Annotated in this window: 16 protein-coding genes and 1 pseudogene; 4 read left to right on the forward strand and 13 right to left on the reverse strand. The window is 48.3% G+C overall.

Translation table 11 applies throughout. From position 1 onward, the window contains the following. Positions 1 to 25 precede the first annotated feature (25 nt). Positions 26 to 415 (forward strand): hypothetical protein, encoded by a 390-nt coding sequence (locus MHI30_RS17640; protein ID WP_223254851.1) that lies wholly within the window; start codon positions 26 to 28, stop codon positions 413 to 415. A 36-nt stretch (positions 416 to 451) separates the two neighbouring features. On the opposite strand, the gene MHI30_RS17645 is transcribed toward MHI30_RS17640, so the two are convergent. The 11 genes from MHI30_RS17645 to MHI30_RS17695 form a co-directional block, all read right to left on the reverse strand. Beyond that, the gene (locus MHI30_RS17645; protein ID WP_003185124.1) at positions 452 to 1087 is read right to left on the reverse strand and encodes a response regulator transcription factor; all 636 of its coding nucleotides are present in this window, start codon (positions 1085 to 1087) and stop codon (positions 452 to 454) included. A gap of 3 nt (positions 1088 to 1090) precedes the next feature. Further along, positions 1091 to 2155 (reverse strand): two-component system sensor histidine kinase LiaS, encoded by a 1065-nt coding sequence (gene liaS / locus MHI30_RS17650; RefSeq protein ID WP_003185128.1) that lies wholly within the window; start codon positions 2153 to 2155, stop codon positions 1091 to 1093. Continuing rightward, positions 2152 to 2883 (reverse strand): cell wall-active antibiotics response protein LiaF, encoded by a 732-nt coding sequence (liaF, locus tag MHI30_RS17655; RefSeq protein ID WP_048350404.1) that lies wholly within the window; start codon positions 2881 to 2883, stop codon positions 2152 to 2154. Before liaF ends, liaS begins: the two co-directional genes overlap by 4 nt. 30 nt (positions 2884 to 2913) lie before the next feature. After that, positions 2914 to 3777, reverse strand: a complete 864-nt coding sequence (locus MHI30_RS17660; RefSeq protein ID WP_075751354.1) for a DUF4097 domain-containing protein — start codon at positions 3775 to 3777, stop codon at positions 2914 to 2916. Positions 3778 to 3883: 106 nt separating this feature from the next. After that, on the reverse strand, positions 3884 to 4567 hold the full coding sequence (locus MHI30_RS17665) for a PspA/IM30 family protein (RefSeq protein ID WP_075751355.1): 684 nt from the start codon (positions 4565 to 4567) through the stop codon (positions 3884 to 3886). Positions 4568 to 4587: 20 nt separating this feature from the next. Continuing rightward, positions 4588 to 4974 (reverse strand): protein liaI, encoded by a 387-nt coding sequence (locus tag MHI30_RS17670; protein WP_003185133.1) that lies wholly within the window; start codon positions 4972 to 4974, stop codon positions 4588 to 4590. A 172-nt stretch (positions 4975 to 5146) separates the two neighbouring features. Continuing rightward, positions 5147 to 6100 (reverse strand): pectinesterase family protein, encoded by a 954-nt coding sequence (locus tag MHI30_RS17675; protein WP_075751356.1) that lies wholly within the window; start codon positions 6098 to 6100, stop codon positions 5147 to 5149. A 131-nt stretch (positions 6101 to 6231) separates the two neighbouring features. Beyond that, complete coding sequence (locus MHI30_RS17680) at positions 6232 to 6810, reverse strand: cob(I)yrinic acid a,c-diamide adenosyltransferase (RefSeq protein WP_075751357.1); 579 nt, start codon at positions 6808 to 6810, stop codon at positions 6232 to 6234. Between the two features lie 123 nt (positions 6811 to 6933). After that, positions 6934 to 8217 carry an ABC transporter ATP-binding protein gene (locus tag MHI30_RS17685; RefSeq protein ID WP_075751358.1) on the reverse strand — a complete coding sequence of 428 codons (1284 nt, stop codon included), beginning with the start codon at positions 8215 to 8217 and terminating at the stop codon, positions 6934 to 6936. Next, positions 8210 to 9274: an iron ABC transporter permease gene (locus MHI30_RS17690; protein WP_075751359.1), complete on the reverse strand. Its 1065-nt coding sequence runs from the start codon at positions 9272 to 9274 to the stop codon at positions 8210 to 8212. Before MHI30_RS17690 ends, MHI30_RS17685 begins: the two co-directional genes overlap by 8 nt. After that, positions 9237 to 10187 (reverse strand): ABC transporter substrate-binding protein, encoded by a 951-nt coding sequence (locus MHI30_RS17695; protein ID WP_075751360.1) that lies wholly within the window; start codon positions 10185 to 10187, stop codon positions 9237 to 9239. The genes MHI30_RS17690 and MHI30_RS17695 overlap by 38 nt, the downstream gene beginning before the upstream one ends. A gap of 378 nt (positions 10188 to 10565) precedes the next feature. On the opposite strand from MHI30_RS17695, the gene MHI30_RS17700 reads away from it, so the two are divergent. Beyond that, on the forward strand, positions 10566 to 11246 hold the full coding sequence (locus MHI30_RS17700) for a GntR family transcriptional regulator (protein WP_075751361.1): 681 nt from the start codon (positions 10566 to 10568) through the stop codon (positions 11244 to 11246). 96 nt (positions 11247 to 11342) lie between these two features. After that, complete coding sequence (locus MHI30_RS17705) at positions 11343 to 12134, forward strand: SDR family oxidoreductase (protein WP_075751362.1); 792 nt, start codon at positions 11343 to 11345, stop codon at positions 12132 to 12134. A gap of 44 nt (positions 12135 to 12178) precedes the next feature. Here MHI30_RS17705 and MHI30_RS17710 read toward each other — a convergent pair. After that, positions 12179 to 12863: pseudogene (locus MHI30_RS17710) on the reverse strand (MOSC domain-containing protein). Between the two features lie 189 nt (positions 12864 to 13052). Between MHI30_RS17710 and MHI30_RS17715 the strand changes: the two are divergent. Then, complete coding sequence (locus MHI30_RS17715; protein ID WP_075751363.1) at positions 13053 to 13961, forward strand: LysR substrate-binding domain-containing protein; 909 nt, start codon at positions 13053 to 13055, stop codon at positions 13959 to 13961. Between the two features lie 37 nt (positions 13962 to 13998). Here MHI30_RS17715 and MHI30_RS17720 read toward each other — a convergent pair whose 3' ends face one another. Next, positions 13999 to 15309: a glycoside hydrolase family 28 protein gene (locus MHI30_RS17720; RefSeq protein WP_075751364.1), complete on the reverse strand. Its 1311-nt coding sequence runs from the start codon at positions 15307 to 15309 to the stop codon at positions 13999 to 14001. Position 15310: the final 1 nt, after the last annotated feature.

Below are 15310 nucleotides of genomic sequence, written 5' to 3' on the forward strand. Positions count from 1 at the left end.
CTGATAGAATGTGTTTGAAAGGGTGATGAGCTTGAAGCGGATATTGCACATGACAGGCATTTTTTTGATTGCAGCGGCAGTCATTCTGTCCGGATTCATTATCAGTGATGTCGCCTATGATCCGTTTATGGAGGATTCGCAGTCGATGCTTTTCTTCACGATCGGCACATACCTCACCACTCCGTTTTTTTGCTTCATCGGCGGATTCATTTTGCTAGGCATCGGCAAGTTGATCGACTTGCAGGAGAAACACAATGCCATAGTGGCCGAGCGGCTCGACATCATTTGCCAAAACGGTACAGCGGGCGAACATGCACGCGAAGAAAACGAGGCCGCCCAACTTACCGCCCGCACGGTTGAAACAGATTCATTCACTCTTCCTGCAGCCGAGGATCGAAAATATTGGAACGGCTGAAAAACGGCTTTCTTGAGAAAGCTGTTTTTTGTTTGATCAGTCGACAAGTTTGTTTCGGTGGGCGTAGATTGCGGCTTGTGTCCGGTCGTCGACTTCAAGCTTGGAAAGGATGTTCGTCACATGCGTTTTAACTGTTTTAATGGTGATATATAATTCTTCGGCAATACCTTTGTTTGTCTTGCCCTCTGCTACAAGTTTGAGGATTTCCAATTCTCTTGCTGTCAGCGATTGATGAAGGGGCTGTTCGCCGGCTGAATGTCTCAGCTTGGACAACACTTTTCCTGCGACTTTGGCTTCAAGCTTTGGTTCTCCGACGCTCGCAGCCCTGATCGCATCGGCGATTTCACTCGCTTTCGACGTTTTCAGCAAATAGCTGAGCGCTCCGGCTTCGATGACCGGATAGACCTTGTCATCATCAACGAAGCTCGTCAGAACGATGATTTTCGGATCGGCAAGCTGCCGGCATATTTGTTTCGTGGCCTCAATTCCGTCCATCCCTTCCATCACAAGATCCATCAAAATCACGTCGGGTTTGGTTTCAAGCGCCAATTCAACGCCGCGCTTTCCGTCTGATGCCTCCCCAATCACTTCAATATCAGGCTGGGATTCCAGGAAAGCGGCCAGCCCCATTCTCACCATTTCATGATCATCAATTAACAATACTCGAATCACCTTTTAAGCCTCTCCTTTTTGTTGTTCAAAAATCGGAACCTTTACATCAACCTGTGTTCCTTTTCCCGTAAATGAAATGATTTCTGCCACTCCGCCGACTTCGCTGGCTCTTTCCTTGATCGAGTTCAGCCCGTACGAAGATGTTTTGACGGCATCCATCTTAAATCCTTCGCCATTGTCAATGACTTTCAACTGGAGCTGTTTGTTCCTGAGCAGCAGTCTGACGGTGACTTTTGTCGCTTTTGAATGCCGGAACACGTTTGAGAGCGCTTCTTGAACGATCCTGAACAGGTGGTCTTCCACACCTTTCGGAAGTTTGCCCGCATCCTCAATCTCCCAATCGATGTCGATCGACTGTTTCGCTTTAAATTCTTTCAAAAGGTCTGCAAGCCCTTCTTGTAGACCTTTCCCTTCAAGGGTAACAGGTCGTAAATGCAAAAGCAGCGCCCTCATTTCATTCTGGGCATCGGCCGCCATTTTTTCGACCATTTTCAGCCTTTGAGCGAGCTTTTCATCAGCCGCAGCATCGATTCCCTCCAAAACAGCTGAAGTCATCATGGAAATCGCAAACAGCTGCTGGCTCACCGCATCATGCAATTCGCGCGCGAGACGCTGCCGCTCTTCGGAGATCACCGATTTTTTCATTTGATCCTGCCATTCCGCTCTCTCATTGGACAGCTTTTGCAAAGAGGCAACCTGTCTTTCGATCCGTTCGGCCATCTCATTGAGCTGGTCGGCGGCCAGCCCGATCTCATCGTCTCCAAGCGATGGAATCCGGTAGGCAAAGTTGCCGTTTTCGTACTTTAGAATAGACTCGATCAGCTTTTCAAGCCGTTTTTTCAGCTGATTGCCGAACATATAGCCTGAGCCGAACCCGACAGCTGTGCTGATCAATGCGAGAAGTGCGATAAACGGAATCCCGAACCACCTGGAAACGATGAGCACCCTCGGATCCAGCTGGTAATAAAACAGCATAAAGCCCAATACAGCAAGAAAAATCGTAAAGCTGACACCAAGGGATAAGCGGACGGCGCGCCATTGAATGTTTGCAAGCCTGTTCGTTCTCATATGAACCGCACATCCACATCGCCGATAAACAGCGAAATCGAAATTTTGACCCGTCGTGCCGACTGCTCGTAATTCTCTGTCTCGGTATAGATTTGATTGCCGATGCCGCTTTTTCGGCCGCCGATAACGTCAATGTCTCCAATGAACGCAGAGGAGCTGATGGACACTTCAAGGTCGGACGGGATGTAAATATCGACATCTCCGATCAACCCCGTGATGACGATGGTGTTTTCTCCCTCTGAAATAATCGCTTTTGACAAATCGATTTTCACGTCACCGATAAACCCGGAGATATTCAATTCATTTAAGTCAAAAGGTGTTTTCATCAATTTTACATCACCGAAAAAGAAGCTGCGCTGTCCCGGGCTGTTCTTCTCCTGAAGCGGCTTGGAATCCGTCTTTTCCTTCTCCCTGCCTTTCGGCTTATGGCGGTCAAATACCGGCTGGTTTGTCACCAGCCGGTATCCCGCATAAATTAAGAAAGCGGCAAAGAAGAAGCCGAACAGGCTGAATGTAATGCTGAAGATGTCCTTCAGCAGCAGAAAGCCCGCAAAGATATACATGACAGACCCGAGCCAGCGGCGGGAATATTTATGGAGAAAATAACCGGCAAAAAGAAAAGCGAGCGGCCAGAATAACGCGTCTCCAAGCCCGCTGTTTTGCAAAAATATGCTGATTCCGAAGAGTACGATGATCAGTCCGATCAGCTGGTTTTTAGTAAGACGCATGCTGACTCGAGCCCCCTTTCTTTTTGTTGATTATTCAATTGAGACATTCCCGCTCGTGATAGAGATGTCGATTTTATTTTTTCCATTTCCTTTTTTTCCAGTCAGCGTCCGCTTCTCATTGGCGACTTGGTCAAATGAATAGGAATGACTGATGTTTCCGCTTGTCGACTCGGCTTTAAGACTGATGTCGGCATCATCGGGAAGTTTAAGCTTGGTGTTTCCGGATGTTTGTTTGATGCTCAGAGGATCGTTGATCTCTGCAAATGAAGCGCGCAAATTGCCCGAAGTCTGTTTGATGCTCAGTCTTCCGGTGACATTTTCAAGTTTTGTATTACCGGATGTGGAGCGGATGTCACCATCTGTGGTTTGAACGTTTTCCAGCCTGACCGACCCCGAGGTCCCTTTTACAGAAAGGTTTACCGCCTGAAGATCATCGGCCTTGAGGCTGCCGCTTCCCGACTTCAAGGCTACATTTCGCAAATGCAGACCGCCGCCGGACAGTTTGACATTTCCGCTTCCCGAAGAAATCGACAGATCTTCTTTATATTCAGAAGGGATCTTGACAATCAGCTCTTTTTTATTCCAGAAAAACGGCCAAAAGCCCTTCGAATCAGCGGAAAGCCGGAGTGTACGCCCCTGTTCAGACGAATCAAGCCGGACGTTTTTTCCCGAAATCTCGGCTTTTATATCATCGCGGTTTTCAGCTTGAATGTTGACTGTTATGCTCTTTGCATCAATGTCAAGTTTATCGATGTCTTTTGCCTGTGCATGATATGTGCGGGCTGACTCGTCATCGAAGCCGAAGAAAGAAAAACCTTCGCGCCCATTCAGCATCATGCCGGCAAGGATGAGAATGCCGGCGATGATCAGCAGTTTTCCAACCGTTTTTTTCATTTGGATTACCCTTTCGGCTAGTAAGTGTATGCTCCTTATTATAAGGAAAATGATCTATGAAAGAAATCAAAAATTGCATAAGGGGCCTGTGAGCGCCCCTATTCGTTTATGCATTTCCCGCAGGCGTCTGCTTTTCCAAGCCTGTCTTTTTAGCCCTCATTTTTTCCAGCTCTTCTTCCACCTCTTTTTCATATTCAAGGCGGCCGAATGGGCTGCTTGGTGAAGCGGATAATTCAGCATAGCTGTTCGCCTTTGTTTCCATCTCTTCAATGCGGTTTTCCATTCTCATAAATTCCCGGTAGGCGCTTTCGCTGTCGATTTTATTAAATGATGCATTCATATGTTCTTTCGCTTTCACCGCGTTTGCCCTGGCGATCAGCGCATGCTTGCGGTCTTTGACATCACGCAGTTTAATTTCGAGTGTCTCAAGCTGTTCCTTTAATTCGGCAAGCTGCTTTTTCGCGTGCTGGTGAGCGTCCTTATATTCAGCAGCTTTTTCTTCAAAATACTTCATTTCTGAGAGCGCCTTTTTAGCAAGTTCTTCTTCACCCGCATCAAAAGCGAGCTGAGCCTGGTTTCTTCGCTTTACAGCAAGCTTTTCGGCTTCTTCCACTTTTCCTTTAAAACTATGTTCAATTGTCTGCTGCTTGACGATGGTATGCTTCGCCTTGGCGATATCGCTTTCCATGTCGCGTACGTATTGATTCAGCATCACCCGTGGGTTCTCAAGTTTATCCAATCCTTCATTTACTGATGCGACAAACATGTCTCTGATTCTTTTTAAAGCCATGATCTCGTCCTCCTAAAATATTATTTATTCTTTTTCAAAAAGTCTTCCCACTCTGCATCAAAGCCTGTGTCATATGAAGCTGCGGAAGGCTCCGTTTTCTCTGAATAAAGGATGTCATCCTGTTTGTCATCCTGCTTCATCATTTTCCATCCGAAATAAACCATCGCTGCAGCAACCGCGATGCCGATCAGAAACGGCAATGACCCTCCCAAAAACATGATGCCGAAGATCGCGGCCAGTACCGCGGCAAACTGGCGTCCTTCCTTCCATTTTTTCACGGAATAGAATAGAAGCAATGCTCCAATAGCACCTGTAACCAATCCGCCGAAATGGCCTCCGCCGAAGAACAGGGAGACGCCAAAAAGGATTAGAAAAAAGCCGATGATGGACTTCCCATTTATATTCATATTTGCTCCTCCTTTCTCGTTCATGTCTTTACTATAGTCAATTTCAGGCTTCGACAAAACGAGTCACAGATTGATTTTGCCGTACGACCCTGGTCGTACGGCACATCGGACCCGCTCGCATAAAAAGACCGCTCATCTCAGCCAGAGAGCGGTCTTTCTGCACGTTGCCTTGCTATGATTCAACTTTAGGATTCCAGCCGTCCAATACGTTTTCAATTGTCCATTTCTCAGCCTCATGATCGGCAAGCTGTCTTCGATCCTCATGTGATATCGCACCCGGACCCGTATTCTCGTATTCATACAATCTGGCATCGGCTGCCGAAAAGCCCGACATATCCGTCCATCCTTCAGGCTTGATGTGTGCGCCTAAATCGCAGCGGTGATATAGTACACTGGCGATGGCGTCGGGGTCTCCTCCCGGATGCCAAGGGCGCCCGAGGTATACCGTTCCATCTGCGGCATCGCTTGTCAGTCTGCAGTTTGTCATCAATAAACCGAACGGCTTTGCGATATGCGTGCTCGCAGCTGTCACATAACCGTTGTTTGTAGCGGACCCGCGGTCAGCGCTATGGATCTGGCACTCTTCAAACACGGCTCTTGCTCCTCCGAAAATGAAATCGACATCGCCTTCTATATAGCATTGATAAAAATATTGTGTACCTTCATTGACAAACAGTGTATCTTGCCTGCCTATAAACCTGACATGTTTGAACGTCATTCTGTTTCCTTTCGCATAAACCGCCACCGCTTGCGTATCGGTCGTGTCGACTTTCGTGCGGTCGAACGAGTTTTCAAACGTCAAATTTTCGGCTTCAACATGATCCGCATAAATAAACACGCTTGAACTTCCGGTCGTGCCGTATTTCCCTCCTCCTTCCTTTTCTTTTCCGGCATAGTTGTCATACGTAATCACAGTCTCGTAACGATTTTCGCCGATCAGCTTCACAAACGGCTTTGTAGCCGGAATATGAACGACTTCTTTGTAAACTCCTTTTTTGATGAATATCACTTTCTGTTCCCGACTGTACTCAGGCAAAGCATCGATCGCCTCTTGAACGGTTTGAAATTCGCCGTCTCCATCCTTCGAAACCGTCAGCCGTATAGCAGCTGCCTCCCGATTGACCACTTGAACACTCCCTCTCTTTGAAAACGCTTACTTAAAATTTACGACAAAAAGCCGTTTTCCCCTGCCGGAAAACGGCTTGATTTGATCAATCGGCCCCTTTTCTGTTCGATCACGATTGGTGGATGGCTCAATCATGATTTTTTCTTTGTCCGGAATACATCAGCGCTTCGTTCATATTCGACATCCACTTCCCCGAGCCGGTGGTTGACAATGCGCGCCGCCGCAAATAAATAATCGGACAGCCGGTTGACGTATGGCAGCGCAAGCGGCGGAATGTCTTCTTCTTTGGCCAAAGCGACAATCTTTCGTTCAGCTCTTCTGATGACCGTTCTCGCCGCATGCAAAAATGATGCCGGTTCTGTTCCGCCCGGAAGAATAAACTTGGTCAGCCGCGGCGCTTCCTCGACATAGGCATCAATTCGTTTTTCAAGAATCGTGATCGATTCAGCCTTGAGCTTGCCTTCTTCCTGAACATTGACATGCGCCAAATCAGTGCCGCAGTCGAACAGCTCATGCTGGATGGCGGTCAACTCTGACAGAACATCTCGAAACAGCGCTTCTTCCGCTTTTAAATAAGACTGGGCCAGCCCGATGAAACTGTTTGCTTCATCCAATGTGCCGTACGCTTCCACTCTAAGATGATCTTTATCAGCCTTTCCGCCAATTAAACTCGTTTTTCCCTGATCGCCTGTTTTTGTGTATAGTTTCATTTCCTTCTCCCCTCTTTATTACTTGTACCTATTAGTATACTCCGTTTGTAACGGCTGCTTAGAGAAACAGAATTTTTTATTTCAACTGTCTATCTTAGGGGAGCGTGACCAAAGCAGGTCAAATTAACCTTTTAAAGCTTTCACACAAGCCGCTGTTTTATTTTGAATTTCTGTAAAAAAGGCGGTTTGATCCGCTGACCGGCCGGATTGAGTGGCAGCTACAAGCACATCGCTGCACGGAACATGGTGCTGGGCTGCGGCATTTGCTGCAGCGCTTATCGCCGTCACAAATTGACCATCTTGCAAACAGCCGTCAACTAGCACCCACATGATCAAACGCCCCGCCGTATCTTTCATACCGACGATGCAAAGATCACCGTTTTCCGACACAATATGACAGTCAGCCAATTCAGCATCATGTTGGATAAACAGCGTTTCCTGTTCATAGGCTGACAGGTCATGCGGCCATCCAGAGTTGTTTCCGCTTGCGAAGACAAGCTTTCGTCTCCACGCAAAGCCTGCTTCAGAGGACAGAAGACGCAGCGGGCGGTCTGCCGAAAATGCGATGCCATGCGGCAAATATTGTTCAATTTGCTCTTTTAAAAAGAGGGGCTCGGTTTTCTCCGGGATGGTTTTCGCCTTGATCGTAAACTGCGGATTTGCACGCTGAGGATGGTCCAGCGCTGTGATGCCCGTATCATACACTCTTCCGATACCCTCGGCAGAAAGGGCAGCTTCCGGGCGGTCAAGAACTTCCGCTTTTCCATCTTTCAACAACAACAGGCGGTCACAGTATAAACTCGCAATATTCACATCATGAAACACCCCGACCACTGCGAGTTTGGATGCAGCCGTTTCTTGTTTCATTAAATCAAGCAGACTCTTTTGAAATGACAAATCGAGAAAACTCGTCGGTTCATCAAGCAGCAAATATTCGGGTTCCTGGGCAAGTGCCTGCGCTAAATACACCCGCTGCTGCTCTCCGCCGCTCAGCTCATGAATGGATTTTTGAGCGAAACGAAGCGTGTCTGTCTGCTTCATCACCCTCTTCACGATATCATGGTCTTCCGCTGTCAGCTGCCGAAAAAGGCCTGATTGATACGCGTAGCGGCCAAACTGTACCGTTTCCTCCACCGTAAAGGAAAAGGCCTGCTCCGTTTTTTGAGGAAGGACCGCCATTTTGCGAGCGAGCTCCTTCGTTTGGTACGCCCCGACTGAACGGCATTCAAGCAGCACCTCGCCGCTTCGAGGCGCGATTGTTCCCGACAACATGTTCAGCAAAGTCGTTTTTCCGCTGCCGTTCGGACCAAGAATTCCTAAAAACTCACCCGGCTTTACAGCAAAGCTGATGTCCTGTAAGACATCCGTTTTTCCGTAACCGCCGGACACACGGATGACATCAATCATGAATTCGCCCTCCCCGGTAGCGCCGAATCAAAATAAACCCAAAAACAGGCGCTCCTATCAGTGCGGTAATAATGCCGATCGGCAGTTCGGACGGCTCAATGATGGTTCTCGACAAAAGGTCTGACAGCACAAGGAACGAAGCGCCGTTCAGCATCGAGAGCGGCAGAAGATGGCGGTGATCCGTAATAGAGAAAAGCCGGATAAAATGCGGAATGACGAGGCCGACAAAGCCAATGGTTCCAGACACAGCAACCGCACTGCCAGTTAAAATAGCTCCCGCCAACAGAACGACATACTTACTTCGCTTCACATTCACACCGAGGAGCCTCGCTTTTTCCTCGCCATAAGTCATCACATTCAGTTCTCTCCCGCTGATCAAAAGCGCGGCAGCACCCGCAGAAAAAAAAGGCAGAAACAGCGCGACATAGCCCCAGCCTCTCATCGATACGCTGCCGAGCAGCCAGTGGACGATCGGTTTTAAATCATCGCCGGTCAATGCGATCATGAGAGAAATAAGCGCCCCCAAAAAAGAACTGAAGATAATTCCTGTCAAAATCAAAGCAGACAGGGTCAATGAAGGGTGTACGAGCCGCGCAAAGAACAAAACTAAAAAAATCACGACAACGGCCGCGGCAACGCTTAAAAACGGCAGTGTAAAACTTCCGATCACCGGCAGCTGAATCCCAAAAAACAGCGTGACCACTGCACCGACGGCCGCGCCTGATGAAATGCCGAGCGTATACGGATCTGCGAGCTGGTTTTTCAAGAGCCCCTGAAACCCGGCTCCCGCAGCAGCAAGCCCCGCGCCGACGAGAGCGGCCAGCACCACCCTCGGCAGTCTGATTTTCATGATGATGCTCGCCTCTGTCGGATCGGGATTTAACCCTTGAATGCCAAACCATTCGTTCAAAAAAACCTTGATAATAGAAGGAATGGGAATCTCCAAAGATCCGATAGAGATTCCCATAAGAACAGATGCCGACAGAAACATCAGGCTGAAGACATATGCCGCGAAGCGGTTATTTCTTAAAAACGTCAGGGTAAATATGTTCAGCAAGCTCTTCGACCCCTTTGATCAATCGCGGTCCCGGACGGGTCACGAGGTCAGGGTCCACGTCGTATACTTCGTTATTTTTGACGGCTTTTACACCGCTCCAGCCGCTTCGTTTTTTAATTTCGCTGACAGCGGATTCACCGTTTGTCGTCACGATCGCATCGGGATTCAGCTTGACGATCGCTTCTTCCGTTATTTTGGTCCAGCCTTTCTGCGCGGAAGCGGCATTTTCCGCATGGATCGCTTCAAGCATTTCATCCATAAAGGTGCCTTTTCCGGTCGTATAAATGTCCGGAGCCGGAGACACTTCGACAAATACTTTCTTTTGATCGTCTTTAGATATGCCGGCGGCTTTTTCTTTTATGTCAGCCAGGTCAGATTTCATGCCTTTGATCAGGCTTGCCGCTTGATCCTCTGCGCCGGCAGCTTTTCCGATCATTTCGATGGACCGGTACGCCTCTTTAAAAGAGGCCGCATCATTAACGGTCACCACCGTAATTCCTGCATCCTCCAGCTGCTTCAGCCCTTCTTTGGCACTCTGCATGCTGGAAGCGTGTGCCAAGACCAAGTCGGGATTTAACGAAATGATTTTTTCTGTGTTGAATTCCATGCCCCCGATTTTTTCAACGTTTTTCACTTCTTTTGGATATGTATCAAAATCCGTCACGCCGACGACTTTCTTCCCCAGGCCGAGGGCGTATGTAATTTCGGTATTGCTCGGCATCAGAGAGACGATTTTCTTCGGTTCTTTTTCAATTTTAACCTCTTGTCCTGAAGCATCTTTTATGGTGACCGGAAACGCTTCAGCCGCCTTCCCCTGTTTTTGCTGTTCTGCCGGTTTTTGCGCTTGACCGCAGCCGCTAAGAACGCCGGCGGCCAACAGCAGTGACAGCAATAAAAGCCCTAACTTCTTCATTCTGCTTCCTCCTCGGGATAAAATAAAAACATCTCTACTCAGTAAAGATGCAGCAAACCAGGAACTTACAAAAAAAGAGCACATCGCTTATACCGCATCTGTCTTCGCAGAAAACGCGGTCATCATCCAGGCGGTTATTCCGGCTTTCGGTTGATCGCTCCGGCCCGCCGAACTGCTCGCGGGGGGCACTCGCCGGCTCCCCTCTTAGCTGCTTCTGGGCAGCGCCTTTCTGACTCATTCGTGTCCTAATTTCGGAATTATTATACTATAATCGACACAGGTCTGTATATGAGATTCTGAAAAGGAGATTTTCAACCAAAAAACGTTGTTTTTACTAAATCATTTACGATATATTGCATTTAGAGAAAGGGTGGTTTTATGCCGATACCGAAAAACTATACGCCGCAGGTCAGACTTTCAGCAAAGGAAAAAGCGTTTCATCAATTGCAACGCTGGATTGTTGACGGAACCCTTGAACCCGGTGAAAAAGTCACAGACGTCGATCTGGCCGAAGCGCTCGGCGTCAGCCGCACACCGGTCAGAGAAGCGCTTCAGCTCCTCGAATCTCAAGGTTTTGTGGAAATGAAGCCGGGAAAAGAAACAAAGATCACGCTCATTCATCCCGATGATGCGCTGGCCGTCTATCCCCCGCTCGCACATCTTCAGGCTCTGGCGGCAGAACTGGCCGCTCCGCTTTTGACTGAAGAAGAGATCACCGAGCTCAAAAAACTCGCGGCTCAATACGAAACCGCTTTTAAAGAGGAGCGGAACCACGATGCAGCTGAACTGGACGAACAGTTCCACCATTTGATTACAGAAGCGGCTAAAAACCCGTATGTTCTTCAGTTTTCCGCCGTTCTGCAGCTTCATGTCAGACGGATGAAGTATGTGTTTTTTAATCGGCCGTCTGCTCCGAAACTGCAGTCCGCCGCCGAGCATTGGGAAATCATCGCCGCTTTTGAAAAAAACGATCCGAAATTGGCGGCTGAAGTGATGAAAAAGAATTGGCTCCGTCCGATGGAAGATATTCATAAGATTTTAAAAGACAAGGAACAATAAAACGTCAAGCACGATTTTCGACCGAGGTGTCCAGCTGCGATATACTGTTCATTAGATGTTTTTTCATCTTACTCTCAAAACAAGGATTGATGACATATGGATTTAAAGCTGAAAGACAAACTCGTCCTCGTGACAGGTTCTACTGCAGGTATTGGAAAAGCAACGGCGGAAGCCTTTTTGGCGGAAGGGGCCGAAGTCATCGTGAACGGACGGACAGAAGAAAAAGTCCAGTCAGTCGTTGAGGAACTTTCCCGGCACGGAAACGTTCACGGCATTGCCGCTGATTTATCCGTTCCTGAAGAAAGCATGGCATTGGTCGAAAAAACAGCTAAAATCGGGGAGCTTGATGTCCTCGTCAATAATATGGGCTTCTTTGAAGTGAAGGATTTCACAGAGGTGACAGACGAAGAGTGGCTCAACTATTTTGAAGTAAACGTTTTAAGCGCAGTCAGGCTTTGCCGCGCGTTTCTGCCGGCCATGCTGAAGCGTAATAAGGGAAGGATTCTCAATTTGGCAAGCGAAGCCGGCATCAAACCGCTTCCGCAGATGATCCCTTATTCGATGACGAAAACCGCTCTGATCAGTTTATCAAGAGGTTTGGCCGAAATGACGAAAGGGACAAATGTGACGGTCAACTCCGTCCTTCCCGGACCTACATGGACGGAAGGCGTCGCCAATTATATGGAGGGTGCCGCCGCTCAGGAGAAAACCGATTTAGACACCTTTGTCAAAGATTATTTCAAAGTGAATGAGCCGACTTCTTTGATTCAGCGCTATGCAAAACCGGAAGAAGTGGCGAGTACGATCGTCTATCTCGCTTCCGAAAAAGCTGCGGCCATCAACGGTTCCGCTCAAAGAGTGGAAGGCGGAATTATCCGCTCCATTTAACAGGTATCCTCTGCCGATCGGCAGAGGATTTTTTTCCTTTTGGATTAAGGTCTCTGCTTCAGACCTCCAGTCAGCCTTTCGCGGTCATCCGGCTCAAAACCGTTCAGCCGTTTTAAAGATGATGCCCGCCAATTTGCCGACAGTTCCTCCACCTTTGATCCCCTCAATATTGTTCTTTTCATGATGCTTGATGCGATTTGCGTAAGAAATCGTGATGCCTTTAGGGTGGCGTGAGATTCGTTTCAGACCACGATCCTTACAGACGAACCCTTCTTTCAGCACGCGAAAATAAAAACCCGTAAATCCGGTGTCCTGTACCTTCAGTATCATGTCGGGCACACCGTACCTTACGGTTAGTTTATAGCAAGGCTGCCTCGGCTGGCTCACCTGTACAACAGCTTCACCCAGCTGAAAGATGTCGCCGATATGAACGTCATCCTCCAGCAGACCCTTGATCGTTAAATTTTCGCCAAATGCTCCGTATTCCAGCTTTCTTTGCAGTTCCTTTTCCCAAAAGAGATAATGTTCATACGGATAGACACACACTGCTTTTTCCGCGCCACCATGATGAACGAGATCCCCCTGTCCGTCCCCCGCGAAATTAGTAGATGACAGGAAGATAGGGCCGCTTGCCGGCTTCTTGTATATTCCGGTAGACACAGCTTTATTTTGAAACTGAATTGCCTCTGGCTTCCCCACATTGATCGAAAGGATATCGGCATATTCCATTCATATCACCTCTTACATTCAAATGTCTTGCAGACGGCAACGGCCGAACAGCAGCGCTGCCCATCCCTTTTGAGATTTAAGTATAATCGACCTCTTACCATAAAACTATTCAATCGTTATTATAAAAACAATAGGTTAAACCTATCATTGAAATTCGTCTGTTTTTTATGATGGAGAGGAGGAAGAGCATTGGAGCTAAAGCAATTGGAATACTTCATGGCATTGTGCCGGGAGCTTCATTTTACCCGTGCCGCCGAAAAACTGAATATCGCTCAGCCCTCGCTGAGCCAGCAAATCCGGTTGCTTGAACACGAAATCGGAACGCCTTTGTTTAACCGTTCAGGCAAACGCACCGTGATAACGGAAGCGGGAAAGATCCTGCTCCAGCACTGTTACAATATCTTTCATGAACTGTCACAGGCGCAAGACGCGATCAGCGAGCTCCAAGGTTTAAAGAGGGGGACGCTAAAAATCGGAGCGCTTTTGACCGTGGTTAATTATTTGCTTCCCCGGACCGTGATCGAATTTCACCGCAGCTACCCCAATATTGAATTGTCTGTTTTAGGGCTGAGAACCGGGGATATTTACGACCGGCTGCTGCAAAATGAGCTCGACTTGGGCATTGTAGCCCAGCGGGTGGAACACAGTGACCTGGAAACCGTTCCATTCCTGACCCAGCAGCTCGCCCTCGCAGTGCCTGTCGACAATCCGGTTGCAAAACGGCAGTTTGTCACGCTTGACGTGTTAAGGGAGATTCCATCTATTTTGCTGCCTCAGACGTATTTTTTGCGGCAGCTGATCAACGAAAAGTGCCGCACGTTTGGATTCGAGCCTCGGCCGGTCATGGAAATGACAACGATGGAATCGATCATGAACATGGTTGGTAAAGGCATTGGCGCCACCATTTTGCCGAAAGGCTATCTTGATGATATTGGAAATAAATCCATTCAGACGATTCCGATTCAAATGCCGGATTTGACGACGGAGATCAGCATCGTTTACCGTAAAAACAAGCATATGTGCGCTGCAAGCCGGGTGTTTATGGAACTGCTGATTTCCTCGGTCAAAAACGAAACTGCTGAAGCGCCGCCGCGTTAAAAGAAAGATCCTCTGCATGTCTGCAGAGGATTTCTGTTTAGACTTCGTGTGAATCATAGCGTTTTCCATTAATATACAGATTCGAAAAAACAGGGTCTTTCACATGTTTCAGTTCCATCGGAATATCGACGCCGTCGATCTCGGAATCAGCCACTTTCAGACCGGTGACTGGAGAATGATCGTACGCCAGCACCCTGATCCCGTATTGTCCGCCCATGCTTTTCAGCTGCTTAACATCAATGTTGCGGACGACGGGCTTGAAATCTCCGGCGTCCCCTTCTTCATATTCCATATCGATGGCGATCACTTCGCGCTTCAAGCTTTTGACTGTATTTTTGTGAAAGTAGATGTTTTCAAGAACGCCGCCGCGCACCGAATTCGTTTTAATGCGGAGGGCTCTGTCCAAGTTCGGGCTGTCCATGAGGTTTCCCTCGGCGATGACATTCTTCACGCCGCCGGAAATTTCGCTTCCGATCGTGACCCCTCCATGCCCGTCTTTCATTTCGTTATGTTCGATGACAATGTTCTCCGATGGCATGTTGATCCTTCGGCCGTCAGCGTTTCTTCCCGATTTGACGGCAATGCAGTCGTCTCCATTATCAAAATGGCAGCCCTTGATCACCACGTTTTTGCACGATTCCGGGTTGACTCCGTCGGTATTCGGACCGTGTCCGATGACCTTGATGCCGTCCACTGTCACATTCTCGCAAAGCACGGGATGAACTTGCCACATCGGCGAATTCAGCACGGTGACACCTTGAATCAAAATATCTTTGCAGCGATACGGCTGAATGAAGTTCGGCCGCAAATAATGCCCTTTTCCAAACTGCCGCTCAGTGACCGGAACACCGTGCTCAGCCATTTCAAACAAAGCATTCCGGTCTTTTTCCTGTGAAGGCTGGCCGTTCGTTCCCCTTTTCCACGGCCACCAATGCTCGTCATCTCCTTGACCGTCAAGTGTGCCCTTTCCGGTTATCGCAATATTTTCGGCTTCGTAAGCGTAGATGAGCGGTGAATAATTATAAAGCTCGACGCCTTCGAACCTCGTCAGCACAACGGGAAGATAATCTTCCGGGTTCTGACTGAATTTGATCACCGCTCCTTGTGCAAGATGAAGCTCCACATTGCTTTTCAGTCTGAGTGCACCGGAAAGAAACACGCCCTCAGGAACTGCTACTCTTCCGCCGCCGGCTTGGTGGGCTTGATCAATCGCCTTCTGTATCGCTCCCGTCGCATCCTTTTTTCCGCTTCCGTCAGCCCCAAACGCTGTAACATCAAATGATTGATTTGGAAATACCGGAACCTTCAGCGTCTTTAGAATCTCGTCTTTTATTTTCTGCAGACTCACG

It is taken from the genome of Bacillus sp. FSL L8-0528 (assembly GCF_038593085.1).
Taxonomy (GTDB): Bacteria; Bacillota; Bacilli; order Bacillales; family Bacillaceae; genus Bacillus; species Bacillus paralicheniformis.